The organism is Intestinimonas butyriciproducens, from assembly GCF_016901775.1.
GTDB lineage: Bacteria > Bacillota > Clostridia > Oscillospirales > Butyricicoccaceae > Pseudobutyricicoccus.
In genome coordinates, this window is sequence record NZ_JACJKW010000008.1 from 45,016 (window position 1) to 69,082 (window position 24,067).

Consider the following 24,067-nt stretch of genomic DNA (forward strand, 5'->3'; position numbering starts at 1 on the left):
CCTCATACAAATATCTTTCTTTTAAGGTTTTATCATCACTGGCCGGAAGCGGAGATAATCGGCGGATACCACCTGGTAACTCACCCCGTCCCGCTCGCCGGAAAAGGCCCCCCGCAGGCTTTCCCCGTGAAGGTGGCCGTAATAGCACCGACTGACGCCATAGCGGCGCAGAAGCCCGGTGATCTCCCGCACCTCATAAGGGTCCTTCCCTGCCAAGATGGGGGGATAGTGGAGAAAACAGAAGATTTCTCCCTGGGGACTTTGCTGCCGGGCCGCCTGCAGCGACGCTTCCAGACGGCAAAGCTCCCGCTTGAACACCTTTTCATCCCCTGCGGCCGGGTCCGATGGATCATAGCACCATCCCCGGGTGCCGCACAAGGCGGTGTCCTTATAAAAAATACAATTATTATGCAAAAAAGACAAGGTCTTTATTTGATGATTTTCAAAAAATTTATTCATTTTGGTGACCGTCTGCCACCAAAGATCGTGATTGCCCTTGATGAGAATCTTTTTTCCCGGGAAGGAATCCACCAGCTTGAAATCGGCCAGGGCCTGCTCCAGGTTGAGCCCCCAGGACAGATCGCCGCAAAGCACCACGGTATCGTCCTCCTGCAGGGTCTGGGAGAAGGCTTCCACGATCTTTCGCCGGTAATCCTGCCACACACCCCCGAACACATCCATGGGCTTGCCGCTGGACTCCGACAGGTGCAGGTCACCAATGGTATAGAGCGCCATGCTCTCCTCCTTTTATTCAAAGGCGTTTTCCAGGTGATGGATCTCACCGCCGGGATAGACCTCGATCACATCAAAGCGGATCTGAGGCGGCTTTTCCTGCTCCCCCAGCCATTGCAGAGCGGTCAGCCGCAGCCTTTGCTGCTTGTGGGCGTCCACCGCCTCCAGGGCCTTGGCAAACCGGTCGCTCTTCCGGCTTTTGACCTCCACCATCACAACGATCCCCCGTTTTTTCACAATGAGATCGATCTCCCCATAGCGGCTGCGGTAACCGGCCTCCAGCAAGGTATAACCCTTTTTCCGCAGGTATTCCGCCGCCAGAGCCTCCCCTTTCTTTCCAGCCAGGGTGGTGTTCATTTTTTGCCACCGCTTAAGATCTTGCCCAGAAAGCTCTCCCGGTGAATGGGACAGGGCCCCTTTTCCACAATGGCCTGCCGGTGATCCTTGGTGCCATAGCCCTTGTGTTTTGCAAAGCCATAGCCCGGATAGGCCTCATCCATTTTTTCCATGTACCGGTCCCGGCTCACCTTGGCCAGGATGGATGCGGCGGCCACACTGGCGCTCTGCCGGTCTCCGCCTACCACACACACTGTTTCGATCCCGGAAAATCCAGGGTCCCGGTTGCCGTCCACCAGCAAAAGATCCGGGGTAAGGCCCATCTGCTCCACGGCCCGGTGCATGGCCAGAAAAGTGGCCTGCAAAATGTTCAGCTGGTCGATCTCTTTTTCGTCGGCCCACCCTACCCCGAAGGCCAAGGCTTTGGCCGTGATCTGGCTGAACAATATTTCCCGGCGGCGGGGCGAGATTTTTTTGGAATCATCCAACCCCTCCAAAGGCTCCGCGGGGTCCAGAATGACCGCCGCGGCGCACACCGGCCCGGCCAAGGGCCCGCGGCCGGCTTCGTCGATGCCGCAAAGGGCGGAAAACCCCTTTTGCCGGAAAAGCTGGTCAAACAGATACAGCTCGCTGCTTTTTCCTTTATGCATGGGCATCCTCCGGGGTGTCTTCCGGCGGAGACTGCAAAGTGATCCGCCCCAGTTTCCCGCTGCGGAATTCATCCAGCAGCACCCGGGCCATCCGCTCGGTGTTGCAGTAGCCCCCGGCCTGAAGGAATCCCCGGGCCCGGGCCAGCTCTTCCAGCACATCATAGGAAGGCTTGTCCTCTGTGTTTTCCACCTTGTAACGCTTTTCCAAGGCACCCGGCGCCTGCTGGCGCAGGGTGTCGATGAGATGACAGGCCAGCTCTTCCAGCTCCAGAATCTCGTCGTTGATGGTACCGGTGAAGGCCAGCATCAGGCCGGTTTCTTCATCTTCGATTTTGGGCCACAGCATACCCGGGGTGTCCATCAGCTCCACGCCCCCTTTCAGGGCGAACCACTGTTTCTGCCGGGTGACGCCGGGCCTGTCCTGAGCCACCGCCGAACGACGGCCCAAGATCCGGTTGATAAAAGAGGATTTTCCCACATTGGGAATGCCGCAGGCCATAATGCGGATGCTTTTGCCCTTCAGCCCCTTTTCCTCATTGCGTGCGATCTGCTGGGCCATCACCTGGCGCACCAGGGGAAGAAACTCCCCATAGCCGCCGCCGTTCTGGCTGTCCAGAGCGATCACCGGAAAGCCCTTGCTTTTGAAATATTTCTTCCATTCTTCCGTCTGCCGGGGATCGGCCTGATCGGCCCGGTTGAGCACGATGATCCGCTTTTTCTGCCCGGCCAGGGCGGAAAGATCCGGATTTCGGGAAGCCCAGGGAATCCGGGCGTCCAGCAGTTCGCACACCAGGTCAATCTGACGGATATCCTCCTGCATCAGGCGCTTGGTTTTGGCCATATGGCCGGGATACCAGTTGATCTTCATGACAAAGAACCCACCCTGCTGAAGGGGAAGATACGGAAGATCGCCTTCCCCACGATTTTTTCATAGGGGATCGTGCCGATTTCATAGAGCTTACGGCTGTCCGAGCTGCCGTTGCGGTTATCGCCCATGACAAACACTTCCCCTTCCGGCACAGTAAAAGCGCCGGTAAGGTCACCGGTGTACATCATCTGCCCGGCCAGATCATTGATATAAGGCTCATACAGAGCCTGGCCATTCACATAAACCGTGCCCGCTTCCCCGTCGATCTCCACGGTGTCGCCCCCCAGGGCGATGACCCGCTTGACCAGGGGCTCATCCATAAAGCCGTCGGCCATGAGCACCACGATGTCCCCCCGCTCCGGCTCACCATAGCCGAAGGAAGAAATCAGAAGCTGATCCCCCTCGTGGAGAGTGGGATACATGGAAGACCCCTCCACACCGGAAAGGCGCACAAAAAAGGCGCAGATCACCACCAGGACGGCCAGGGCATAGACCAGCGCCTCCGCCCAATCGAACAGATCGGCGCTGACCGAATGTTTTTTTCCATCGTCTTCCCAGGGCTCTGTTTGCTTTGAAAGCTCTGTTTCCTCTTCCTTGCGGAATTGCTGTTCGTCCATCACATCATCCTCCAAAGCGCGGGACGGGCCATTGCGGCCCGGCTGGGTATAAAAAGAAGAGGGACAGAATTACTCCGTCCCTGCATCCTCTTAGATATCCTGTTTGACTTTAGCAGCCTTGCCAACTCTGTTACGCAGGTAGTAAAGCTTGGCTCTTCTGACTTTGCCCTTGCGGACCACTTCCACCTTCTCCAGGTTGGGGGAATGGACAGGGAAAGCCTTTTCTACGCCTACGCCGTAGGATACGCGGCGAACGGTGAATGTCTCCTGGATGCCGCCGTGCTTCATAGCGATGACGGTGCCCTCAAAGACCTGAATTCTTTCACGGTTGCCTTCTTTGATCTTGGCGTGCACCCGCACGGTGTCGCCGATGCCGAAGTTGACAGCGTCAGGCTTCAGCTGGGATTCGGTCAGTTTTTTTACGAGATCCATAATTCTCTTTCCTTTCGTTCATAGATGTTCGTGCCCTGACTGCGGCAGAGGACCATCCGTAATGCATGCCCGATTATAATACCATACAAATCCCCTGATTGCAAGGGTTTCCTGGTTTTTTTGAAAGTTTTTTCTTCTCCGGGCGGCAAAGATGATTTTTTTCATTCCACTTTTCCCGTCTGGAAAAAGTCCTTTCCTTCTCCGTCCAGGATGCTCTGACGCACATAAAGGGGCCTGTCCTCCCGCTTTATTTTGTCGTGGAAACGGAGAATGTCGGTGATGTAGCTGGGGTTCAGCGGATCATCTCCGGCCCTCAGCACGCACCGGCAGCAGAAACCTTCCTCCTCAGGGAAAAATTCCAGGGAGCGCACATAATCCCCCAGCACCACTTCCCGGTCGCCCCGCTTGGAATGCTTGAGGATCTTCACTTCTCCTTGGAACAAAGAAGGAATGCTCTCATCCCAGGGGGAGGAATAGTGCACCTCATAGCCGCAGAAAGCGATCTGGTTCACCGGACGGGAGGCCTGTCCCACTTCCAGCACCCGCAGGCCGTGGGGCAAAACCCCATTGAGCCGGCTCTCCAAATCCTCCGGCAGAGTGTCGGTAGTCAGATCAAAATCGGCCAGCTCGCACTGGCTTTGGTAGCCGGTGGACAGAGGCACCAGAATGGACAGATAGATATGGGGATTGAACCCCTCGGTGTACCGCACAGGCAGTTTGGCCCGCACCAAAGACCGCTGGAGGGTGTTCATCAGGTCCAGATGGGAAATATAGGCAGAATATTCGTTTTTCTCAAATTTGATTCTCACTTTAAACATCACAGGGCCTCCCGCAGGACAAAGTCAGCGCACCGCAATTCCGGCATCCGGCGGCGCAGTCCGGTGTGGCGACCCCCTTGAGGGCCTGCTGGTATTCGCTCCACAGATAGCTTTTGCACACGCCGGAGAAAACGTGATCCCAGGGCAGCACTTCTTCCTCCCCCGGCGAGCGGTAGGCATAGAAATCCGGGTCCAGGGAGCACTCCTGGAAAGCTTCCATCCAGGCATCGAACTTGAAATATTCATCCCAGGCATCCAGATTGCAGCCCTTCTCCCAGGCCTTGTAAATCACCTGAGACAGCCGACGGTCACCCCGGGCAAACACAGCTTCCAGATAGCTTGCATCCCCATGGTGCAGGTTGAAGCTGACATTCTTGATCTTCAGCTGCTCCCGCAGCAGTTCCTGCTTCCGCCGCACCTCTTCCCGTGTGGCCTGTCCCACCCACTGGAAGGGGGTCTGGGCCTTGGGCACAAAGGTGGACACGCCCACATTGATCTTGATGCCCCGGGCCTTATTCTTGGCGGTCTTCCGGAAGGTGTAGATCACATCCCGCACGATCTGGGCGATACCACAGAGATCCTCGTCGGTCTCGGTGGGCAGGCCCATCATAAAGTACAGCTTGACGCTGTTGTAGCCTGCGCCGAAGGCGATGGCGCAGGAATGGAGCAGATCCTCTTCATACAGGTTTTTGTTGATCACATCCCGCAGCCGCTGGGTGCCTGCTTCCGGGGCAAAAGTCAGGCCGCTTTTGCGCACCTTCTGCACATTCTCCATCAGCTCCAGGTTGAAGTTGTCCGCTCGGAGAGAGGGCAGAGCCAGGTTCACATGGCGGGGCTCGCAGTAATCCACAAGCTGGGTGCACAGCTCGTCCAGTTGAGGATAGTCACTGGAACTGAGGGAAGTGAGAGACACCTCGTCATAACCGGTGCTCTCCACCAGTTTCTTGGCCTGCTCCACCAGGGTGGCGGCGTTTTTGGCCCGGATGGGCCGGTAGGTATACCCGGCCTGGCAGAACCGGCAGCCACGGCGACAGCCTCGGAACAGCTCCACCATGGCCCGGTCAAAGACGATGTCGGTGGAGGGGACGATGAAGCTGTCGGGATAATAGACCTTGTCCAGATCCCGGATGATGGCCTTCTTCACCTGCTGGGGCGCTCCGTTTTTCGCCGTAATGGCCTGCACAGTGCCGTCCTCATTGTAGGCCACATCGTAGAAGGCAGGCACATACACCCCTTCGATGGAAAGGGACTCTTTCAGGAAGGTTTCCTTGTCCCAGCCCTCTTTTTTGGCTTTGCGGTAAAGCTCCACCAGGGCCGGCAGGTTCTCCTCCCCTTCGCCCACCAGAATGATGTCGAAAAAGTCCACCACCGGCTCCACATTGTAAACGCAGGGGCCGCCGGCAATGACCAGCGGAGTCAGCTCTGTTCTCTCCCGGGAGAACTTGGGCACCCCCGCCAGATCCAGCATATTGAGCACCGTGGTATAGTTCAGCTCATACTGAAGAGAAAAGCCGAAAATGTCAAATTCCGAAGCGTAGTCTTTGCTCTCCAGTCCATAGAGGGGCACGCCGTGGCGGCGCATCTCCCGCTCCATATCCGGCGCAGGAGCATACATCCGCTCACACCACACTCCCTCCATGGCGTTTAAGCGGCCATAGAGGATCTTGGAGCCCAGATGGCTCATGGCAATCTCATAAAGCTCCGGAAAGCAAAGGGCAAAGCGGCAGTCCACCTGCTCTTTGTCCTTCACCACCTGATTGTATTCCCCGCCGGTATACCGGGCGGGCTTTCGCACATTGTCCAGACATTGTTTGATTTTATAGTCCATGTTTCCTCCCGAAAAGCCATTCGATACCTTATACTATAAAGCTTTTCCGGCCCGGTGTAAAGTAATTTCGTACCAAACGCCCCAGCACGGCCCCGGCACACACCAGCAGGGTACAGTTTCCCCCGGAGGAAACAAAGAGGACCGCCCCGGCACAAAGGAGCAGCACCCCCACCGCCAGGGAGGATGCGGTGAGCACCCGGTCGCTCCATTCCAGCTCTCCCCTGCGCAGCAGCATGGCCCGGAGGAAAACGCCCCCATCCAAGGGCAGCGCAGGCAGCAGATTGAAACAGCCCAGAAGGGCGCTGCATCCGCAGAACAGATAGATCCCCTCCCAGGGCAGCCATTTGGCCAGAAAGGCCCCCGCCCCGCAGGAAAGCAGATTCATCCCCGGCCCCATGAGGGCGATGAAAGCATCCTTACCATAGGTGTCCCGGATGCACCGGTAGCGGATATCCATGCCCCCCAGTCCCAGCACCAGCCGCTCCACCTGTCCGCCGCACAGCCAGATGGCTCCCATGTGCCCGCCTTCGTGGATGGCCACGGCCAACAGAAGGGCGGCCAGAAGAGAGATGCTCTCGCAGCACAGCAGCAGGGCGCAAAGCAGCACAAAGGCCCCGGAAAGACCGTATTTTTTTCCCATATTTCTAAGCCCCCAGCTTTACATAATCGTTGGGATCGATGATCTTGCCGTCCTTTTTCATCTGGAAGTGAAGATGAGGCCCGGTGGACTGGCCGGTGGAACCCACTTTACCGATCTCCTGCCCCATTTCCACCTGCTGGCCCTCTTCCACCGTCACGCTGTCCATATGGCCGTAAAAGGAGGTAAAGCCGTCCCCGTGATCCACCAGGGCATAGTTGCCATACACCGTGCCCACTCCCACTTCCAGCACCGTTCCCCCGGCAAAGCTGCCGATGGGAGTGCCCATGCCCGCCCCGATGTCCACCCCATGGTGAAATTTATATTCCCCGTCGATGGGGTGATCCCGCCACCCATAGGGGGATGTGACCACTCCCTGCAAAGGCGCAGTGCAGGGAGCGGAAAAGGTATAGGTGTTGCCGTCTACCTCTTCCGGCAAAGAGGAATCGGCGCTTTCCTCCCCCTTCCCCCAGATCAGCTGCAACTGGGACACCTCCCAGGCGGGATAAGGAGCTTCACACACGCCGCCCGTTTCGCTCTGCCATAAAAAAAGGCGGCCGGTTTGCACTCCGGCCGTCTTTTCGATCTGGGCGCTCTCCGGCGAAATTTCATCGATCTCCTCCTGAGAAGGTTCCTGATAGTCCGCCGCGTTCCCCTGATCTTCTTCCTGTTTTTCCTGTGTTTCCTCTTTTTCCTCTGTCTCTCCGCTTTCTTCCCTATCCTCTCCCAGCAGCTTTTTGCCAAAGACAAAAAGGGCATCCTCTTCCTCTTCCTGCCCGGCCACCTGGCGTCCCAGCACGGCCACCGCTTCCTTCAGATCCATATCCCCACCAAAAAGGGATGCCACCGTCTGCCGCAGAGCCTGGGGTGTCTCGCCGGGAGAAAAACGGAGATAAAGAGCCAGCGCCACAAGAGCGCAAAGCAGAATGGTCCGTATCCGGGGCCCTCCCTCTTCTTCCCGGCCCCGGCCATAGCCCCGGCTGTAAGCTCTGCGGGCCGCCTTTACCGGTTTGTATCTTCGGCTTTGCATGGAATCCCTCCTTTGCTTCCCTGCTACAGAATGATGCAGATCAGCCCGCTGCTGTTTTCGTTGACGATCCGCTGCAAGGTCTCCTGGATCTTGGCCCTGGCCTCTTCGGGCATCCGGTAGAGCTTGTTGTTCAGCCCCTCGTTCACCAGCTCGTGGAGGGATTTGCCGAAGATGTTGCTCTCCCAGATCTTCTCCGGTGAGTCCTCGAACTCGCTGAGCAGGTAGTGCACCAGCTCCTCCGACTGCCGCTCGCTGCCCACAATGGGAGAGACCTCGGTTTTGATGTCGGCCCTGATCATGTGGATGGAGGGGGCGCTGGCTTTGAGCCGCACCCCGAAGCGTCCCCCCTGGCGGACGATCTCCGGCTCATCCAGGGTCATTTCGCTGCGGGAGGGCATGACGATGCCGTAGCCCGTCTGCCGCACCTGATCCAGGGCGCTGCGGATACGGCCATACTCTTCCCGGATGCTGGAAAGTTCACAGAGCAGGGGCAGGAAGTCGGCCTGGTCCCGGATCTCGATGCCGCTGCGCTGGGAGAGGATGGTGTAATAAAGGGAATCCTCCGCCATGATGCGGATCTCCACCGCTCCCTCTCCCAGGGGCATGGAGGTGATCAGGCTGTCGCTGATGTAGGGACATTCCGAAAGCCCTTCCAGAGCCTGCTTCACATCCCGCATCCGGCTGATTCCCCCGGTGCAGCGATAGATGGTGTCATAGATCTGGCAGCGGATCTCGTTGTCCGGCTCCAGCACATTGACCCAGCTGGGCAGAGTGTAGCGGAACTCCTTGGCGGGAAATTCGTACAGAACGGTGCGCAGCACCCCTTCGATGTCCCCCTGGGTGAGGTTGGCGCAGTCCAGGGCCAGACAGCTTACCTGGTACCGCTCTTCCAGCTGCCGCCGCAGCTTCTGGGCCTCGGGAGAACGGGGCTCCACGCTGTTGAGCACCAGCACAAAGGGCTTTTGCAGCTCCTTCAGCTCTTCCACCACCCGCTCTTCCGCCTGGATGTATTCCTCCCGGGGCAGATCGGAAATGGTGCCGTCGGTGGTGACCACAATGCCGATGGTGGAGTGCTCGGTGATGACCTTCCGGGTGCCGGTCTCCGCCGCTTCCCGCAGGGTGATTTCGTGATCAAACCAGGGGGTGGAAACCATCCGGGGCGCGTCTCCCTCCATCTGCCCCAGGGCTCCGTCGATCATATACCCTACACAGTCGATCATCCGCACATTGAAATGGGTGTTTTCATCCAGGGCGATGTCCACGGCGTCCTCGGGGACGAACTTGGGCTCCGCCGTCATGATGGTGCGGCCGCTGCCGCTTTGGGGCAGCTCGTCTTTGGCCCGCTCCCGCAGATACACATTGTCGATGCGGGGCAGAACCATGGTCTCCATGAAGCTTTTGATAAAGGTGGACTTGCCTGTGCGCACCGGCCCCACCACGCCGATATAGATATCCCCTTCGGTGCGAAGGGCGATATCCTCATAAATGCTGCTCTTTTCCACTGCTATTCCTCCCTGCGGATGTTTGTCTCTCAGCGCTGAAAGGGGATCATCACCAGCTGGCCCTTTTCCAGAGCGCCGCCCGTTTCCAGATGGTTTGCCGCCATGATATCCCCCGGGGATGTGCGGAAGCTCTTGGCCAGAAGCCACACGGTTTCCCCGCCCTCGGCCCGGCGAAGAATGAGGGAAGCCTTGGGGCGGGCGGGCGCCGGAGCATTTTCCTCCATCTGGCAATCCACCACCTGGCGCACCGGCTTTCCACTCTGGCCGGTGAGATGGAAGGCCACCGGCCCCGTGAGCTGGCATGTGCCGTCGGCCCACTTCAGGCTCAGGCCGGAAATATCACACTGGCACAGGCAGTCCTCCCCTTCCATGGGTGGGAAGTGTCCCTCCCAGGAAACCACCTGGTCATACTGCATGGGCTGGCCATCCCTTGTCATGCACAGCAGATTGACGCACACTTCTCCATGGGCCACGCCTTCTTTTCCAATGGCGCCGCAGCTTTTCACGCTGGCCGACCAATCCAGCAGCGCATCGGCTTGCTCCGGTGGAGAAAGAGTGACCCGCATTTCAGCGGAAGCCTCTCTCCCGCACCGGGCCAGCGGCAGATCCAATGGCTCCTGCTGCAAAGTGCAGCTTCCTTTGGTGGAAAAGGCATCCATCAGCACTTCATACTGTACCGGCCGGTGAATGGACACCATCACATCGGCGGCAATGTCCCAGGAAAGGAAGGGACCTTCTTCATCAGAGGACACAGTGCAGGCACAGTTCTTCACACTGTATTCCACCTGGGCGGTGTCCCCTTCCTCTGCCCCTTCCAGCTCCACGATCTGGGAATAGGGAATGGAAAAACTCTCCTTTTCCATAGCGCCGGTACTCTGGCGCAGCAGCAGGGCCTCCCCCTGGGCGCTGCCCCGGAGCATCACTTTTCCTGAGATCACCCGGATGTCCTCGGTGACCAGTTTGCCAAAGGTGCGCAGCACTTTGTCTCCCGTCGATCCTTCCGGGCTTTTCTGGCGCACATCTTCGTGGAGGGAAAATCCCTTTTCCTTCATGGAGAGGGCGGACTCAAAGGAGAAAGTCTGGGTCAAAGCCTGCATCCCCTCTTCCTCCCCGTCCCGGATTCCCTGGCACACCTCATACTCTTTGGGGGCGCACACCTGGGTTTCCAGTCCCAACTGGGCCCGCAAAGTAAATTTCCGGGGATTGAGCATCCGCCCCTCCAGCCGGTGGAGGGAGCCTTTGACAAACACCAGATCCTGCCCCTTACACCCTCTGGCCTCCACCAAGGCGGCAAAGGGAATGGCGCAGTCCAATGCGCACAGCGGCCCGCCCTGCTCCCCTTTATAGACCAAGGTCCCCCGGATGTTCCCCGACACCATCACCCGATCGGTCTGCACCAGCTTTTCCCGGATCTCCAGCGAACCCAGAGCACAGCAGATGGTCTCTATATCGGGGAATGTATCCGGCACGATGGCATCCAGGGACTCTTCGTGGCTGGTGGACGCGCGGGATACCGTTGCATATTGGAGGGCGCGGCTTTTGATCAGTTCCATTGTAACCCTTCTTTCCCGAATTTTGATCATTGCATCTATACGCCCTCGTCCCGAAAGATATGACAAAAGGGCCGCTTCGGAAAAATTTCCGAAACGGCCCCCTTTTTTTGCTTCATTCTTCGCCGCCGATGCCGAACACCTTCCGCAGCAGGCCGCGGAACATTTTCGGGGCCTTCACCACCATGATCTTCACCCATCACACCTCCCAATCCAGCGTCAAAGCAGGCACAGGCAGACAAGGACGGCCATGATGATGACAAAGCACAGCCAGGGCGGCAGAAGCATCGCCAGCAAAATGCCGGCCACCAGCGCAGCCAGGCAGGGCAGGCATCCCCGTCTGTTACAGCAAGGTCTCATGTGCAACACTCCAATACTCTGTACTACCAGTATATTGGCCCTGGCATCTTTTTGTGATGGGATCTTGCATTTTTCAGAACAAACGGGCACCCTACGCTCTGCACATTTCCCGATGACAAAAGGGCAGCGCCTTCTGGCGCTGCCCTTGCAGAAATCAGTATGGTGTCAGGCGGCAAACCGCTATCGGGAAAAGATCAGGAAGGCCCGACCCTCTTTCACCTGGATGGTCACTTCCCCCGAAGGGGCTTCGTTGCTCACAGTGAGAGAGTCGTCCCTCCGGACCACAGCATCCTGGAGGGGATACTTCGCCCCCCGGATGGTCACTCCCCGCAGCTGCTCATCGATGGGAAGAATGGAAAAGTACCGGTAACAAGACGGCACCTGCACCGAGCCGCTTTCCAAAAGCTGCACCAGATTATATCGGTCTGCAATCAGCCCATGGACCCCTTTCTTCTCCAAAGCCTCCAACAGATGAAGATTACACAGCAAATGATCCAGCCGCCCGCCGGTGGCGCCGGTGATGAGCACATGGCTGCATCCCCGCCCCGCCGCTTCCTCCAGACAGCTTTGAGTGTCAGTGAAATCCTTTTCCATGGGAAGGCGCACCACATCTTTTGCCCCGTCCCCCCCGCCGGAATCCATGTCGCCGATGAGGATATCACAGGGGATGCCCAGCTTTTCCGCCTTTTGCAGTCCCCCATCGGCACAAAGCACCAGGGGAGACGACAGAGCGTCATAGGCCGATCGGATATAGCCGATCTCATCTTCGGGAGATGCGGCAATGACAAAGGCCCAGCTCATTTGTTTTCCCACTCTTTCCATTGGGCCATCTCCTCATAGAGCTTCCGGTAGCTTTCCAGCCGGGAGGGAGCAATGGCCCCTTCCCGGGCCCCTTGATCCACGGCGCAGTCCGGTTCTTTGCAATGGGCGCAGCCGGAAAAACGGCACTGACCCAAAAAGGGCTCAAACTCGGGGAAATACTGTTCCAGCTCCTCCTTGGGGATGTGCTCCATCCGGGAAATATCAAAGGAGGAAAAACCGGGGGTATCGGCCAGATACCCATCGGCCACGAAAAACAGCTCCACCCGGCGGGTAGTATGCCGGCCCCGGCTGATGCGGCTGATGGAGCCGGTCTCCATCAGCACTCCTTCTTCCAGGCGGTTGAGCAGGCTGGATTTGCCGATGCCCGAGTTTCCGGTAAAGGCCGACACCTTCCCATGGAGCATCTGCCGCAGCTGCTCTACCCCTTCGCCGGTCTCAGCGCTGGTGGAGAGCACGGGAAAACCGGCTTTTTCATAAATCGCGCGAAAATCCTGGCTCGGGTCCACATCCTGCTTGTTCAGCACCAGAATGGGCTGAATCCCCTGGCGCAGAGCGATGACACTCACCTTATCGATGAGGTAAGGGTCTGTCACCGGGCTGGCCTGGCTGGCCACAATGAACAACTGATCGATGTTGGCAATGGGTGGACGCTGGAGAAAGTTTTTCCGGGGCAGGATCTGGGTAATCAGCCCTTCTTCCCCCCGCTCTTCCACCATCACCCGGTCGCCCACCGCCGGTTTTTCCCGGCGGTTGAGACGAAGCCGTCCTCCGGCTTTGCATTCGATCTGCCGGGTACCGGTGTGGACATAGTAAAAGCCGCCGATCCCCTTGAGGATCACCCCTTCCACTTGGCTGCTCATTGGAAGGTCACCGTTTCCCGGGAAATGGTCTGGCCATTTTCCATAATGTGCACCTCATGATCCCCTTCCAGCGCCTTGAGCCGCACGCTCACCGTGCCTTCGGAGGGATCGTGCTCCTTTTCATAGGCCACCTGGCCGTCCACTTCCACCACCACGCGGATGGGGGCTGTGGGATCCTCTTCACTGGGCGTCAGCGTGATCACCTGGGTGATGGTCACTTCTTTCAGCTGAGGCCCTTTGCTCACTTCAAAATTCAGCGGTGTGTTTTCGTCCACCATATCCCCCGGCTCGGGAGACTGGCCCACAATGGTCCCCGCCGGCTGGCTGCTCTCCACTTCGGTGGTAGAGCCCATAGTCAGACCATATTTCTCCACCTCGCTGCGGGTCACATCATTGATGTTCCACTGGAGGAAATTGGGCGTCTTTTTCTGAGGGATTTCCGGCCCCATGCTCACATACAGGGTCACCACATCCCCATCGCTCAGTTCTTCTCCCTTTTCCGGCACCGTGCGGATGACGGTATCTTCGGCATCATCGTCCGAGTACTCCTCCTGGGTCTGCACGGTGATGGTGATCCCCGCTTTGGTGGCGGCGTTTTTCACATCCAGTTCAGCCTGGCGGGAGGTCTGTCCCACCACATCCACCATCTCCATAGCCGGTGCGCCTTTGCACACCTCCACATAGATCACCTTGTCCTCGCCCAGATTTTCTCCGGCTTCCGGTTCCTGGCTGAGGATCTCGCCTTCTTCGGCGTCCTTGTCATAAATGCGGGTCTTTTCCTTGATGATGATCCCTTGCTCGGTGATCTCCGGATCGGCAATCACATCCTGATAGACCTTGCCCACCAGGCTGGGGGCTTTCAGAGCGGTTTCGGTTTCGGTCTTTTTATCGTTGCCAAAGGGATTGATGACGGCAAAAATAAAGAACCCTGCGCCAATGGCAAAAATGGCGATGGCCAGGATGGTGAAGATCAGCGAGCTGGAAAGACGCCGCTTACTCCCCTCCTCCTCTTCATCATCCTCTTCTTCCACCACAGGAGCCGTTTTCAGCCGCTGGGCATTTTTACGCTGGGCCGCCGCCTGAAGCTCCGAAGAATACTGGATCACCTGGGTCTCTTCCGGGGCCCGGGTGCGGACAGCACTCACCGGCGGAACCGCAGCCACATCGATCTTGTAATGAGGATCGTCCCGGAAATTTTCCATATCACGGATCATATCCGTGGCGCTGCGGTAGCGGTTGGCGGGCTGAGGCGCCATGGCTTTCATCACAATGTCTTCCAGGGTTTTGGGAATGCCGGGCACATGATCCCGGGGAGACAGGGGCACCGAGTTGATGTGCTGCAAAGCCACCGCCAGAGGGGTATCCCCCTCAAAGGGCAGACGCCCTGTGAGCATTTCATACATGACAACGCCCAGGGAATAGATGTCCGAGCGGTTGTCGATGTGGCCGCCCCGGGCCTGCTCGGGAGACACATAATAAACCGAGCCGATGGCCTCTCCCATATTGTAAGTATTGTTGCTGGCGGCCTGGCGGGCAATGCCGAAATCGGCCACCTTCACCGTGCCATCCCGCAGCACCATGATGTTCTGGGGCTTGATATCCCTATGGATGATGCCCCGGCCATGGGCGTGCTCCAGTGCCTTTGCGATCTGGAGGGCAAAGAAAACCGTTTCTTTCCACCCCAGAGGGCTTTTCCGCTCCATGTAATCCTTCAGGGTAATGCCGTCGATCAGCTCCATGACGATATACTCCACATCCCCTGTGCGGGACACATCGTACACCGATACGATGTTGGGATGGGAAAGCATGGCTACCGCCTGGGATTCATCCCGGAAACGCCGGCGGAACTCTTCGTCCTGGGCCAGTTCTTCCTTGAGGATCTTCACCGCCACAAACCGGTTGAGTCTGTGGCATTTTGCCTTGTATACAACGGCCATGCCGCCGCGCCCGATAACCTCCAGAATCTCATAGCGGTTATCGAGCATTTTGCCGATATATTTATCCACCGTACACTCCTCCTAGAATGATGCCAGCAAAACAGTGATATTGTCCCGTCCGCCACGATCCTTTGCGATGTCGATCAGGGTGTCACAGGCCTTTTCCGGCGCCTGGGACTGGAACACTTCATAATAGATCTCCGGTTCGCTGACCTCATTGGTCAAGCCGTCGGAACAAAGCAGCACAAACTGGCCTTCCTCCGGTGTCAGAGGAAACACATCACAGCTCACCGACTGCTCCACACCCAAAGCCCGGGTGATCACATTTTTGTTGGGATGGTGACGGGCCTCCATGGCAGACAGCTCTCCCCGCCGCACCATCTCGGCCACCAGGGAATGGTCGTTTGTCACCTGGTGCAGGCCTTCCCCATCGATAAGATAGGCCCGGCTGTCGCCGATATTGCCCACCGCTCCCTGTTTGCCGTCGGTGAGCAGACACACCAGCGTCGTACCCATCCCCATAAGGTGGGCATCCTGCCTGGCGCTTTCGTACACCGCCCGGTTGGCCGCCTGGGCCGAGGCAGTGATCACATCGGAAAAGGAAGGCGCTTCCCCCTCTTCCTTCTGAAGAAGGCGGCGTGCCTCTTCTTCAAAGGCGCGGCAGGCAATGGTGCTGGCCACTTTGCCTCCCTGGGCGCCGCCCATGCCGTCGCAAACCAGCAAAAGCTCCGCTCCCTGGGGCAAAGATGCCATCCGGTAGGTATCCTGATTTTCGCTGCGCACCATTCCCCTGTCGGAATTTCCCCAGAATTTCATTTGTTTTCCTTCCTCTTTTCCGCCATGGCCTTGCGCCGGAGCTGGCCGCAGGATGCATCGATATCCCCGCCCAGACTGCGCCGCACCGTCACATTAAAGCCCTTTTTCTGCAAAATCTCCTGGAAACGCCGGATGGTCTCCCGGCTGGAGGGAGCCAGGGGGCTTCCCTCCACATGATTGAGGGGGATCAGGTTGATGTGGCACATCAGCCCCCGCAGAAGGGCGGCCAGCTCTCTGGCACATGTGTCGCTGTCGTTGACCCCGGCGATCATGGCATATTCAAAGGAGATGCGCCGCCCGGTGGCGGCAAAATAATCCCGGCAGGCCCGGATCAGTTCCTCCACCGGGTATTTGTTGTTCACCGGCATGATGGTGCTGCGGATCCTGTTGTTGGGCGCGTGAAGGGAGATGGACAATGTCAGCTGGAAATCCAGCTGAGAGAGCTCCCGGATCCGTGGCACCAGCCCGCAGGTGGAAAGGGAAATGTGGCGCATGCCGATATGGAGCCCTTCCGGACAGCTGACCAGGCGGAGAAACTGCACCACATTATCGTAATTGTCCAGCGGCTCTCCGGTGCCCATCAGCACGATGTTGGAAATTTTCAGCCCGCTGTCCTTCTGGGCAAACAGCACCTGGTCCAGTATCTCCGCGGGAGTCAGATCCCGGGTCTCCCCTTTTTCAAAGGAGGCACAGAAGGCGCAGCCCATATGACACCCGGCCTGAGTGGAAAGACAGACGCTGTTGCCATGCTCATAACGCATGACCACCGTTTCCACACAGTTGCCGTCTGCAAGACCAAATAAGTATTTCACCGTGCCGTCCCGGGCCGAGACCTGTTTCCGCACGATCTCCGGTTTTGTGATAAAGGCCTTCTCTTTCAGCTTTTCCCGCAGGGACTTTGACAGGTCACTCATATCGTCAAAGGAAGTAACCCCCTGGGTCAGCCAGCGAAAGACCTGCTTTCCCCGGTAAGAAGGCTCTCCCAGGGAAACCATGTATTCCTGCACCTGCCCGGGCAGCATGGATTTGATGCAAACTTTCTCCATATCAGGACTCCTGATTCCGGCACAGACAGGCGATAAAGAACCCGTCGGTGCCATCTTTGTGGGGATAGAAGGTGCGGTATCCCTCTTCCGCCCCCATGTCCCCGGGCAGCACCAGAGGACAAAGGGAAAACGCCTTGTTCTGCTTCAAAAAGGCCTCTACCACCTGCTGGTTTTCCTCCGGCAGAATGGTGCAGGTGGAATAGACCAGCCTTCCGCCAGGCCGGCAATAGGAGGCGGCCGCCTGCAGAATTTCCCCTTGGATCTGGGGCAGGCCGGAAAGATCTTCCTCTTTTTTAAAGCGGATGTCCGCTTTTTTCCGCAAAATGCCCATGCCTGAGCAGGGCACATCACAAATCACCTTGTCCGCCTGGTCCAGAAGATCGGAAGCGGCCTTCCGGGAATCCCAGCATCGCACAGAAAGCTGCTCCAGCCCCATGCGCTTTCCGGTCTCCTCCAGCTGGCGGCATTTGAAAGGGTGGAGATCCATGGCAATGAGCCTCCCCTGCCCCTGCTGCATCTGCCCGGCGATGAGGGTTTTGCCGCCGGGGGCGGCGCACACATCCACCACATTCTCCCCCGGCCGGATATCCAGCGCCCAGGGCGGAAGCTGGCTGGCGGTGTCCTGGATGGTAAACAGCCCCTCTGCAAAACAGCGTGTGCCTGTCAGATCGCCCCCTGTGTCAAAAACGACACAGTCGGGCAGCCAGGGATGCAGATGGGCCGTAATCCCTTCCTGCTCCAGGCGGGCGATCAGCTCTTCCCCGGTCAGGTGCTGCCGGTTGACCCGGGCGGTCACAGGGGGCGGCGTGTTGTCGGCCTCCAGAAGCTTCCAGGTCTCCTCTTCTCCCAACAGGGAGACCATCCGCCGGACAAACCACAAGGGATGGGAATAAAAGACCGCCATGCGGGATGGAGCGTCCTCCCCGGTCACTTCCGGCAAGTTTTCCCGCTGAGAAGCCACCTTCCGCAAAATGGCGTTGACAAAACCGCCCGCCCGAGCTCCCCCGGCCTTCTTGGCCAGGTTCACCGACTCGTTCACCGCGGCGCTGACAGGAATCTTCTCAAGAAACACCAGCTGATAGACCCCCAGCCGCAGGCAGTCCAGCACCTGAGGCATAATCTTGCGCAGTTTCACCGAGGAATAACAGCCAATATAAAAATCAATGCGCTGCAAATTCTGGATGGTGCCATATAACAGCTGCACCGAAAGGCCTTTGTCCTTTGGAGAAAGGCCCAGGGCTGGCAGCTCTTTTTTTACAAACTGATCGGGCCAGGTTCCCCGCAGCCGCCAGGCTTTCAGCCCTTCCAAAGCGGCAGAGCGGGCCGAGGAGGCCATCAGTCGTCCCGGCGGCCGCCAAAGAGCAGCAGCAGCCGAAGCAGTTGGGCCAGGGAGACGGCCAGCGCCGCCACATAGGTGAGAGCGGCGGCCCGCAGCGTCTTTTTGGCCCCGGGCAGCTCTTCCTGGGACAAAAGCCCCTCGCTGCCCAGTGTGGCAATGGCCCGGCGGGAAGCGTCAAACTCCACCGGCAGAGTCACCGCCTGGAACACGGTGGACAGGCCGAAAAAGGCGATGCCCAGATAGACCAGATTCAGGCTGGAAAGCACCAGGCCGATGATGATCAGGGGCAAAGCCAAAGAGGATCCCACCTGAGTCACCGGGATGATGGCCGAACGCACTTTGATAGGGAAATAGTCCTGGGCGTGCTGCACAGCGTGGCCCGCTTCGTGAGCCGCAACACCTACTGCCGCCACACTGGGGCTGTCGTACACCGAATCGGACAGGCGGATCACCTTGGCCCGGGGATCGAAGTGGTCGGTGAGGTTGCCGTGTATGCGCTCGATGCGCACATCGTAAACGCCCCCGGCCCGCAAAACGGCTTCTGCCGCCTGGGCGCCGGTGAGGCCCCGCATGGTGCGCACTTTGGAAAACTTCTCAAATGTGCCGCTCACCTGGGCCTGGGCCCACAAAGCGAACAAAATGGCAGGCATGACCAGGACCAGATAGTAATAATCAAAAAACATAAAGATCGTCCTTTCTGCTATTCGAAACGGTCGTCCTTATTATACGGATGCCCTCTGAAATAGTCAACACAGGCCATTCTCTTTCCCCCGGGGGCCTGAAGCTGGGCGATGACCACCTGTCCATCGGGACAGGCCACCGTCAGCCCTTCCGGCGTGCAGGAGAGGATGGCTCCCGGCTCACCGCCAGACCCCTCTTTCACATGAATTCCGAATAATTTGATAGTCTTCCCCTGGAAAGTGGTGAAAATTCCCGGCCAGGGCGTCAGGCCCCGGGCCATCCGGTCGATTGTGACAGCACTTTCGGTAAAATGGATCTGCCCGTCCTGCTTTTTGATCAGCGGCGCATAAAACCGGCATTCTTTGGGCTGAGGCTCCGGGATAATCTCCCCTTTTTTCAGTTTTTCCATAAAGAGGCACAAAGTCTCTTTGCCCAGCAAAGCCAGTTTATCGTGGAGGCTGTCCGCCGTCTCCCGGGGCTCAATGGGGATCTCCCTCATCAGCAGAATATCCCCGGTATCCAGCCCCCGGTCCATCTGCATGATGGTCACGCCGGTTTTGGTTTCTCCCCGCAAAATCACCTGCTGGATGGGGCTTGCTCCCCTGTAATCGGGCAGCAAGGAAGCGTGGACATTGACACAGCCGTACCGGGGCAGCTCCAGCACCCGCTTGGGCAAAATCTGCCCATAGGCTGTCACCACCACCAGATCGGGTTCCAGGTCTTTCAGCTGCTGGAAGGCTTCCTCTGTTTTGAAGCTCTCCGGCTGAAAAACCGGAAGATCATGCTCCAGCGCCGCCTTTTTCACCGGCGGCGGCGCCATTTTCATGCCCCGGCCCTGGGGTTTGTCCTGCTGGGTAAAGACCCCTACCACAGTTTCCCCCATTTCCAGCAGCCCTTTCAAGGGGGCCACGGCAAATTCCGGCGTTCCCATATAAACAATACGCATCATTCAAAATCCTCAGGGTTCAGATATCTGGACACCAGACGGGTGTACAGCAAACCATCCAGATGATCGATCTCGTGGCAGGCGGCCCGGGCCAAGAAGTCTTCCAGATGGATTTCCTGATCCTTGCCGTTTCTGTCCTGGAAGCGAACGGTGACCTTTTGGGGCCGCTCCACCATGCCGTAACGGCCCGGAACGCTGAGACAGCCCTCGGGGCCATCCTGGCTCCCCTCTTCCCAAGTGATCACCGGGTTGATCAGCTCGATATAGCCTCCCTGACCGTCCATGATCAAAGCGGCCCGGCGAAGAACGCCCACCTGGGGGGCAGCCAGACCGGCCCCTTCGGCCTTTTCCAGGGTGTCCCGCATATCGTCCAGCAGCATGTGGAGACGGTCGTTGAAATCGGTGACAGGACGGCAGACCTTGGCAAGGCAGCTGTCCCCTTCCGTGACGATGGTACGAATTGCCATTTTCCAAAACTCCTTCGTGATATAAAGTAACGATCTTTCGTTTATAAGGAATAGGGATCGATGTCGGCCACCAGGGTAATTCCCCGGTTGGCTGAATCCCCATAAAAAGCCCGGAGAAGATCCATCACCAAACGGCGGGTTATGGCGTCATCTTTTCCCCGGAAAGACACCTGATACCGGTACTTTCGGTTGAGCACCTGAATGGCCGGCGGCGCAGGCCCCAGCACTGGGGCACGCAGGGCAGCATAAGGCCCCTCAAAACACCCTTCCAGTGTGGCGGCCAGACGCTGGGCCGAGCGAAGAGTCCGCTCCTGAGTTTCTCCGCTGAGAAGGAAGGAAATCACATGGGCAAAAGGCGGCGCCAGCAGCGCCTGCCGCACATTGATCTCATACTCATAAAAACCATCGTAATCCTGGGCAGCGGCCGCCAGAATCACCGGATTTTTCGGCGTATAGGTCTGGATCACCGCCCTCCCTTCCCGCTCCCGCCTTCCCGCCCGGCCAATGACCTGGGTGAGCAGGGAAAAGGTGCGCTCTCCCGCCCGGTAGTCTCCGCTGTACAAAGACAGATCGGCGTCCAGCACCCCTACCAGGGTCACATTGTCAAAATCCAGCCCTTTGGCGATCATCTGGGTTCCCAGCAGCACCTGGGCTTCCCCCCGGCCGAAGGCGTCCAGCAGTGTTTCGTGGGAGGTGCGCTGCACCGTGGTGTCAGCATCCATGCGAATGATCCGGATACCGGGAAATTTGCTTTCCAACTCCTGCTGTACCTTCTGGGTACCGAAGCCCACCAGCCGCAGATGCTCTTCCCCGCACTGGGGGCACTTTTCCGGCATGGGCTGGGAATAACCGCAGTGATGGCACATAAGCCGTCCGTTTTTGGAGTGATAGGTCAGAGCCACCGAACAGTTTTCGCACTGGGGGATATAGCCGCAGCTGACGCAGGTGACCAGGCGGCTGTTTCCCCGGCGGTTGAGAAACAGTACACTCTGTTCCCCTTTCTGAAGATTGTGCTCCAGCTCCTTCTGTAAGGCCCTTCCGATGATATCCGGTTCCCCTTCCCGCAGCTGCTGCCGCAGATCGTCCACGATCACCCGGGGCAAAGGGGTATTCCGGTACCGGTGATCCAGGCGGAAAAACCGGTATTTTCCCTCTTCCGCCAGAAACCGGCTCTCCATGGCCGGGGTGGCGCTGCCCAGCAAAAGCAAAGCCTTATGATGGACGCATCGGTATTTGGCCACTTCCCTGGCATGATACCGGGGCGTCACATCGGATTTATAGGTCCATTCCTGTTCTTCGTCCAGAATGATCAGGCCGATATTGTTCAGAGGGGCGAACACGGCGCTGCGGGTGCCCAGAACCACCCGGGCCTTGCCGGTTTTCACCCGTTTGTATTCGTCATAGCGCTGTCCCGGCGTGAGGCCGCTGTGGAACACCGCCACATCCTCTTTAAAATAAGCACAGAACCGGCGAAGCAGCTGGGGTGTCAGGGAGATTTCCGGCACCAGCACCATGGCGGTGCGCCCCTGCTCCAGCGCCCACTGGATCAGCTTGATATACACCTGGGTCTTACCGCTGCCGGTGACTCCTTGCAGCAAAGCAGCCCCGGGCTGCTGCAGTCCCATGGCCTGGATGCCCTCGCAGACCTTTTGCTGCTCCGGCTCCAAACACAAAGGAGTTGCTTCCTCCCCTTGGGAGACCGTCACCCGGCGGAAAGTTTCTTCCATCCGGCAGGACAAAAGTCCATTTTGCTCCATACGCCGCAAAGCGCTCTGGGGAATACCGGTGAGATAGCACACCTCTTTTTCCGGTATACCCTGGAAGCCTGCGATGCACTCCAGAGCTTCCACCCGTTTTTCATAGCCCTTACCCCGACGCAGTGCGGCCACGGCCTGAGAAAGGGGCATGGCCAGACGCAGAATCCGGATGGTCTGATCCCGAGGGCCGCCGTCAAAGCGCACCGTCTTTTCCATGGTATGATCCTGCAAAAGGGCTTTGCACACCCTTTTCAGCGCTGTGGCCGACAGGCTTTTTTTCAAAACCTCCTCCGCCACGGCCTCTCCCTTGTCTCCCAGGGTCTGGCAGACTGCCTGGGCATCCCAGTCATTTTCCCACCGGGCGCAGGCTTCTTCCACCGTCAGCCCGGGAGCCAGCCGGTAATAGGTCCGGCGGGACCAGACGCCCGGAGGCATCATCAGGTTGGCCGCTTCGAAAAAGGTGCAGAAATACCGGCGGCGCAAGGTACCCGCCAGGGAGAGCCCTTCTTCATCCAGTGCCGCTTCCGGGCCGAAGATATGAGCCAGGGCCTTGACCCCCCGGGGCTTTTCCTCCCTTTGTTCTGTTTCCAGAATAAAGCCATCGGTCAAATGATTGCCCCGGCCAAAGGGAGCGGTGACCCGCCTTCCCCTTTGGGCTTCTTCCTCCAGAGAGGGCGGCACCAGATAATCATAGGCTTTGTCGATGGAAATGACCGCTGCGGCCACTGCCACCTTTGCAATCAGATACATACCATCCCTCACCGGCAAAAGGGGCCGCCTTGGCGCAGGGAGACAGGCGGAAAATTTCCCCGCCTTTTCCCGGCCGCGCTAAGACAACCCCTCATCTGCAAATCCTTACTCTTCCTCGTTTTCCGTTTCCATGTCCAGCCCCGTCTCCTGCTCTTCCGGCGCTGTCTGCTCCAGAGCAGCCAACATGGCTTCCGGGCTGGTGCTCTCGGTCTCGGTCTCCTCCACAGGATGGAGCACCGGACGGATCCGATGATCGATGATATCATAAAGGGCCAGCTTCACCGGCTTGTCCTCCAGGGGCTCCTCCGCCATTTCAGCGGCATCGGCAATGTCCCGGGCACGCTTTGCAGCAATATTCACCAGCAAATACCGGTTGGGAATCGTCTTGAGCAGATCGCTCATGGTAGGTTCCAGCATCATAACTTATTCACCTCAGCAAATTGATTCGGCGATCCACGGTGCACCGGGCCGCTTTGATGATGGAGCGCAGCTCTTCCACTGCCTGCTCCACTTCCCCATTGCACACGATATAATCATAGTGGTTCGCCATGGAATATTCTTCCTTGGCCTTTTCCAGCCGTTTTGCGATCACTTCATCGCTTTCACTGCCCCGGGAGCGCAGCCGAAGCTCCAGGTCGGCAAAAGTGGGAGGGATGATAAAGACCAGTTTGGCCTCGGGCCGCTTGCTTTTCACCGTCAGCGCGCCCTGGACCTCGATCTCCAGTATCACATCCACGCCCTTTTCCAGGCACTCGTCCACCGGGCCTGCGGGGGTTCCATAGAAATTGCCCACATACTCGGCATATTCCAGAAACTCGCCCCGATCCACCATATTGAGAAAATCATTCCGGTTCAGGAAATAGTAATTGACCCCGTCCTCTTCCCCCTCCCGGGGAGCCCGGGTGGTGGCCGAAACGGAATATTGCAGCTGCTCCATGGAAGGCAGAAGCCGCCCCAGCACAGTGCCTTTTCCGGCGCCGGAAGGGCCGGTGACGATAAACAGATTGCCTTTACTCATCTTCCTCTTCCCCTTCATCCTCGTCATAATCCAGGTTGCCCAAACGGTTGGCCACGGTCTCCGGCTGCAGGGGCGACAAAATCACATGCTCCGAATCGGTGATCAGCACCGCCCGGGTGCGCCGGCCGTAGGTGGCGTCGATGAGCATATTCTTCTCTTTGGCATTTTGGATAATCCGCTTGATGGGCGCCGATTCCGGGCTGACGATGGCCACCAGACGGCTGGCGGAGACCATGTTTCCAAAGCCGATGTTGATCAGTTTCATAGC

At 58.1% G+C, this 24,067-nt stretch carries 26 protein-coding genes; all 26 read right to left on the reverse strand.

Features of this window, described 5'->3' with window-relative positions; all coding sequences use genetic code 11:
• Positions 1–21: 21 nt before the first annotated feature.
• The 26 genes from H6A25_RS05670 to remA all read right to left on the reverse strand — a co-directional run bounded on the left by H6A25_RS05670 (position 22) and on the right by remA (position 24,064).
• Positions 22–735 carry a metallophosphoesterase gene (locus tag H6A25_RS05670; protein WP_204751015.1) on the reverse strand — a complete coding sequence of 238 codons (714 nt, stop codon included), beginning with the start codon at positions 733–735 and terminating at the stop codon, positions 22–24.
• 12 nt (positions 736–747) lie between these two features.
• Entirely contained in the window at positions 748–1,089 is a 342-nt protein-coding gene (locus H6A25_RS05675; protein WP_204751016.1) for a YraN family protein, read from the reverse strand.
• Positions 1,086–1,718, reverse strand: a complete 633-nt coding sequence (locus H6A25_RS05680; RefSeq protein WP_204751017.1) for a ribonuclease HII — start codon at positions 1,716–1,718, stop codon at positions 1,086–1,088. The genes H6A25_RS05675 and H6A25_RS05680 overlap by 4 nt, the downstream gene beginning before the upstream one ends.
• Entirely contained in the window at positions 1,711–2,586 is an 876-nt protein-coding gene (gene ylqF / locus H6A25_RS05685; RefSeq protein ID WP_204751018.1) for a ribosome biogenesis GTPase YlqF, read from the reverse strand. Before ylqF ends, H6A25_RS05680 begins: the two co-directional genes overlap by 8 nt.
• Positions 2,583–3,203 (reverse strand): signal peptidase I, encoded by a 621-nt coding sequence (gene lepB / locus H6A25_RS05690; protein ID WP_204751019.1) that lies wholly within the window; start codon positions 3,201–3,203, stop codon positions 2,583–2,585. Before lepB ends, ylqF begins: the two co-directional genes overlap by 4 nt.
• Before the next feature lie 90 nt (positions 3,204–3,293).
• On the reverse strand, positions 3,294–3,635 hold the full coding sequence (rplS, locus tag H6A25_RS05695; protein WP_118425927.1) for a 50S ribosomal protein L19: 342 nt from the start codon (positions 3,633–3,635) through the stop codon (positions 3,294–3,296).
• A gap of 161 nt (positions 3,636–3,796) precedes the next feature.
• Entirely contained in the window at positions 3,797–4,453 is a 657-nt protein-coding gene (locus tag H6A25_RS05700) for a TIGR03936 family radical SAM-associated protein (RefSeq protein ID WP_204751020.1), read from the reverse strand.
• Positions 4,446–6,281 carry a TIGR03960 family B12-binding radical SAM protein gene (locus H6A25_RS05705; RefSeq protein ID WP_204751021.1) on the reverse strand — a complete coding sequence of 612 codons (1,836 nt, stop codon included), beginning with the start codon at positions 6,279–6,281 and terminating at the stop codon, positions 4,446–4,448. The genes H6A25_RS05700 and H6A25_RS05705 overlap by 8 nt, the downstream gene beginning before the upstream one ends.
• A gap of 28 nt (positions 6,282–6,309) precedes the next feature.
• Positions 6,310–6,921 carry a site-2 protease family protein gene (locus H6A25_RS05710; RefSeq protein ID WP_204751022.1) on the reverse strand — a complete coding sequence of 204 codons (612 nt, stop codon included), beginning with the start codon at positions 6,919–6,921 and terminating at the stop codon, positions 6,310–6,312.
• Positions 6,922–6,925: 4 nt separating this feature from the next.
• Entirely contained in the window at positions 6,926–7,948 is a 1,023-nt protein-coding gene (locus H6A25_RS05715; protein WP_204751023.1) for a M23 family metallopeptidase, read from the reverse strand.
• 23 nt (positions 7,949–7,971) lie between these two features.
• A complete protein-coding gene (gene spoIVA, locus H6A25_RS05720; RefSeq protein ID WP_204751024.1) occupies positions 7,972–9,450 on the reverse strand; it encodes a stage IV sporulation protein A in 1,479 nt (492 codons plus the stop codon).
• 29 nt (positions 9,451–9,479) lie between these two features.
• The gene (locus H6A25_RS05725; protein ID WP_204751025.1) at positions 9,480–11,003 is read right to left on the reverse strand and encodes a DUF3794 and LysM peptidoglycan-binding domain-containing protein; all 1,524 of its coding nucleotides are present in this window, start codon (positions 11,001–11,003) and stop codon (positions 9,480–9,482) included.
• Positions 11,004–11,219: 216 nt separating this feature from the next.
• Entirely contained in the window at positions 11,220–11,360 is a 141-nt protein-coding gene (locus tag H6A25_RS05730) for a hypothetical protein (RefSeq protein ID WP_177613811.1), read from the reverse strand.
• A gap of 180 nt (positions 11,361–11,540) precedes the next feature.
• Positions 11,541–12,182, reverse strand: a complete 642-nt coding sequence (locus H6A25_RS05735) for a thiamine diphosphokinase (protein WP_204751026.1) — start codon at positions 12,180–12,182, stop codon at positions 11,541–11,543.
• On the reverse strand, positions 12,158–13,042 hold the full coding sequence (rsgA, locus tag H6A25_RS05740; protein ID WP_204751027.1) for a ribosome small subunit-dependent GTPase A: 885 nt from the start codon (positions 13,040–13,042) through the stop codon (positions 12,158–12,160). Before rsgA ends, H6A25_RS05735 begins: the two co-directional genes overlap by 25 nt.
• The gene (gene pknB, locus H6A25_RS05745) at positions 13,039–15,048 is read right to left on the reverse strand and encodes a Stk1 family PASTA domain-containing Ser/Thr kinase (RefSeq protein ID WP_204751028.1); all 2,010 of its coding nucleotides are present in this window, start codon (positions 15,046–15,048) and stop codon (positions 13,039–13,041) included. The genes rsgA and pknB overlap by 4 nt, the downstream gene beginning before the upstream one ends.
• 12 nt (positions 15,049–15,060) lie before the next feature.
• Positions 15,061–15,795 (reverse strand): Stp1/IreP family PP2C-type Ser/Thr phosphatase, encoded by a 735-nt coding sequence (locus tag H6A25_RS05750; RefSeq protein WP_204751029.1) that lies wholly within the window; start codon positions 15,793–15,795, stop codon positions 15,061–15,063.
• Complete coding sequence (gene rlmN, locus H6A25_RS05755) at positions 15,792–16,841, reverse strand: 23S rRNA (adenine(2503)-C(2))-methyltransferase RlmN (RefSeq protein WP_204751030.1); 1,050 nt, start codon at positions 16,839–16,841, stop codon at positions 15,792–15,794. Before rlmN ends, H6A25_RS05750 begins: the two co-directional genes overlap by 4 nt.
• A 1-nt stretch (position 16,842) precedes the next feature.
• Positions 16,843–18,177, reverse strand: a complete 1,335-nt coding sequence (gene rsmB, locus H6A25_RS05760; protein ID WP_204751031.1) for a 16S rRNA (cytosine(967)-C(5))-methyltransferase RsmB — start codon at positions 18,175–18,177, stop codon at positions 16,843–16,845.
• Positions 18,177–18,863: a zinc metallopeptidase gene (locus H6A25_RS05765; protein ID WP_204751032.1), complete on the reverse strand. Its 687-nt coding sequence runs from the start codon at positions 18,861–18,863 to the stop codon at positions 18,177–18,179. Before H6A25_RS05765 ends, rsmB begins: the two co-directional genes overlap by 1 nt.
• 17 nt (positions 18,864–18,880) lie before the next feature.
• On the reverse strand, positions 18,881–19,810 hold the full coding sequence (gene fmt, locus H6A25_RS05770; protein WP_243423259.1) for a methionyl-tRNA formyltransferase: 930 nt from the start codon (positions 19,808–19,810) through the stop codon (positions 18,881–18,883).
• The gene (gene def, locus H6A25_RS05775; protein ID WP_204751033.1) at positions 19,807–20,274 is read right to left on the reverse strand and encodes a peptide deformylase; all 468 of its coding nucleotides are present in this window, start codon (positions 20,272–20,274) and stop codon (positions 19,807–19,809) included. Before def ends, fmt begins: the two co-directional genes overlap by 4 nt.
• Positions 20,275–20,315: 41 nt before the next feature.
• On the reverse strand, positions 20,316–22,781 hold the full coding sequence (gene priA / locus H6A25_RS05780) for a replication restart helicase PriA (RefSeq protein ID WP_204751034.1): 2,466 nt from the start codon (positions 22,779–22,781) through the stop codon (positions 20,316–20,318).
• Positions 22,782–22,886: 105 nt separating this feature from the next.
• Positions 22,887–23,201 carry a DNA-directed RNA polymerase subunit omega gene (rpoZ, locus tag H6A25_RS05785; RefSeq protein WP_204751035.1) on the reverse strand — a complete coding sequence of 105 codons (315 nt, stop codon included), beginning with the start codon at positions 23,199–23,201 and terminating at the stop codon, positions 22,887–22,889.
• A gap of 7 nt (positions 23,202–23,208) precedes the next feature.
• On the reverse strand, positions 23,209–23,799 hold the full coding sequence (gene gmk / locus H6A25_RS05790) for a guanylate kinase (protein WP_204751036.1): 591 nt from the start codon (positions 23,797–23,799) through the stop codon (positions 23,209–23,211).
• Positions 23,792–24,064: an extracellular matrix/biofilm regulator RemA gene (gene remA / locus H6A25_RS05795; RefSeq protein ID WP_204751037.1), complete on the reverse strand. Its 273-nt coding sequence runs from the start codon at positions 24,062–24,064 to the stop codon at positions 23,792–23,794. The genes gmk and remA overlap by 8 nt, the downstream gene beginning before the upstream one ends.
• Between the last annotated feature and the right edge of the window lie 3 nt (positions 24,065–24,067).

Excerpts from the sequence above, each read along its gene's own strand:
- rsmB (WP_204751031.1), bottom strand. The coding sequence starts at position 18,177 with ATGGCCTCCTCGGCCCGCTCTGCCGCTTTGGAAGGGCTGAAAGCCTGG.
- def (WP_204751033.1), bottom strand. The coding sequence starts at position 20,274 with ATGGCAATTCGTACCATCGTCACGGAAGGGGACAGCTGCCTTGCCAAG.
- H6A25_RS05765 (WP_204751032.1), bottom strand. The coding sequence starts at position 18,863 with ATGTTTTTTGATTATTACTATCTGGTCCTGGTCATGCCTGCCATTTTG.
- rsgA (WP_204751027.1), bottom strand. The coding sequence starts at position 13,042 with ATGAGCAGCCAAGTGGAAGGGGTGATCCTCAAGGGGATCGGCGGCTTT.
- rpoZ (WP_204751035.1), bottom strand. The coding sequence starts at position 23,201 with ATGATGCTGGAACCTACCATGAGCGATCTGCTCAAGACGATTCCCAAC.
- H6A25_RS05670 (WP_204751015.1), bottom strand. The coding sequence starts at position 735 with ATGGCGCTCTATACCATTGGTGACCTGCACCTGTCGGAGTCCAGCGGC.
- H6A25_RS05750 (WP_204751029.1), bottom strand. The coding sequence starts at position 15,795 with ATGAAATTCTGGGGAAATTCCGACAGGGGAATGGTGCGCAGCGAAAAT.
- ylqF (WP_204751018.1), bottom strand. The coding sequence starts at position 2,586 with ATGAAGATCAACTGGTATCCCGGCCATATGGCCAAAACCAAGCGCCTG.
- H6A25_RS05710 (WP_204751022.1), bottom strand. The coding sequence starts at position 6,921 with ATGGGAAAAAAATACGGTCTTTCCGGGGCCTTTGTGCTGCTTTGCGCC.
- H6A25_RS05700 (WP_204751020.1), bottom strand. The coding sequence starts at position 4,453 with ATGTTTAAAGTGAGAATCAAATTTGAGAAAAACGAATATTCTGCCTAT.
- H6A25_RS05705 (WP_204751021.1), bottom strand. The coding sequence starts at position 6,281 with ATGGACTATAAAATCAAACAATGTCTGGACAATGTGCGAAAGCCCGCC.
- rlmN (WP_204751030.1), bottom strand. The coding sequence starts at position 16,841 with ATGGAGAAAGTTTGCATCAAATCCATGCTGCCCGGGCAGGTGCAGGAA.
- remA (WP_204751037.1), bottom strand. The coding sequence starts at position 24,064 with ATGAAACTGATCAACATCGGCTTTGGAAACATGGTCTCCGCCAGCCGT.
- gmk (WP_204751036.1), bottom strand. The coding sequence starts at position 23,799 with ATGAGTAAAGGCAATCTGTTTATCGTCACCGGCCCTTCCGGCGCCGGA.
- H6A25_RS05715 (WP_204751023.1), bottom strand. The coding sequence starts at position 7,948 with ATGCAAAGCCGAAGATACAAACCGGTAAAGGCGGCCCGCAGAGCTTAC.
- H6A25_RS05735 (WP_204751026.1), bottom strand. The coding sequence starts at position 12,182 with ATGGAAAGAGTGGGAAAACAAATGAGCTGGGCCTTTGTCATTGCCGCA.
- H6A25_RS05730 (WP_177613811.1), bottom strand. The coding sequence starts at position 11,360 with ATGAGACCTTGCTGTAACAGACGGGGATGCCTGCCCTGCCTGGCTGCG.
- H6A25_RS05680 (WP_204751017.1), bottom strand. The coding sequence starts at position 1,718 with ATGCATAAAGGAAAAAGCAGCGAGCTGTATCTGTTTGACCAGCTTTTC.
- priA (WP_204751034.1), bottom strand. The coding sequence starts at position 22,781 with ATGTATCTGATTGCAAAGGTGGCAGTGGCCGCAGCGGTCATTTCCATC.
- lepB (WP_204751019.1), bottom strand. The coding sequence starts at position 3,203 with ATGGACGAACAGCAATTCCGCAAGGAAGAGGAAACAGAGCTTTCAAAG.
- rplS (WP_118425927.1), bottom strand. The coding sequence starts at position 3,635 with ATGGATCTCGTAAAAAAACTGACCGAATCCCAGCTGAAGCCTGACGCT.
- H6A25_RS05675 (WP_204751016.1), bottom strand. The coding sequence starts at position 1,089 with ATGAACACCACCCTGGCTGGAAAGAAAGGGGAGGCTCTGGCGGCGGAA.
- fmt (WP_243423259.1), bottom strand. The coding sequence starts at position 19,810 with ATGATGCGTATTGTTTATATGGGAACGCCGGAATTTGCCGTGGCCCCC.
- H6A25_RS05725 (WP_204751025.1), bottom strand. The coding sequence starts at position 11,003 with ATGGAACTGATCAAAAGCCGCGCCCTCCAATATGCAACGGTATCCCGC.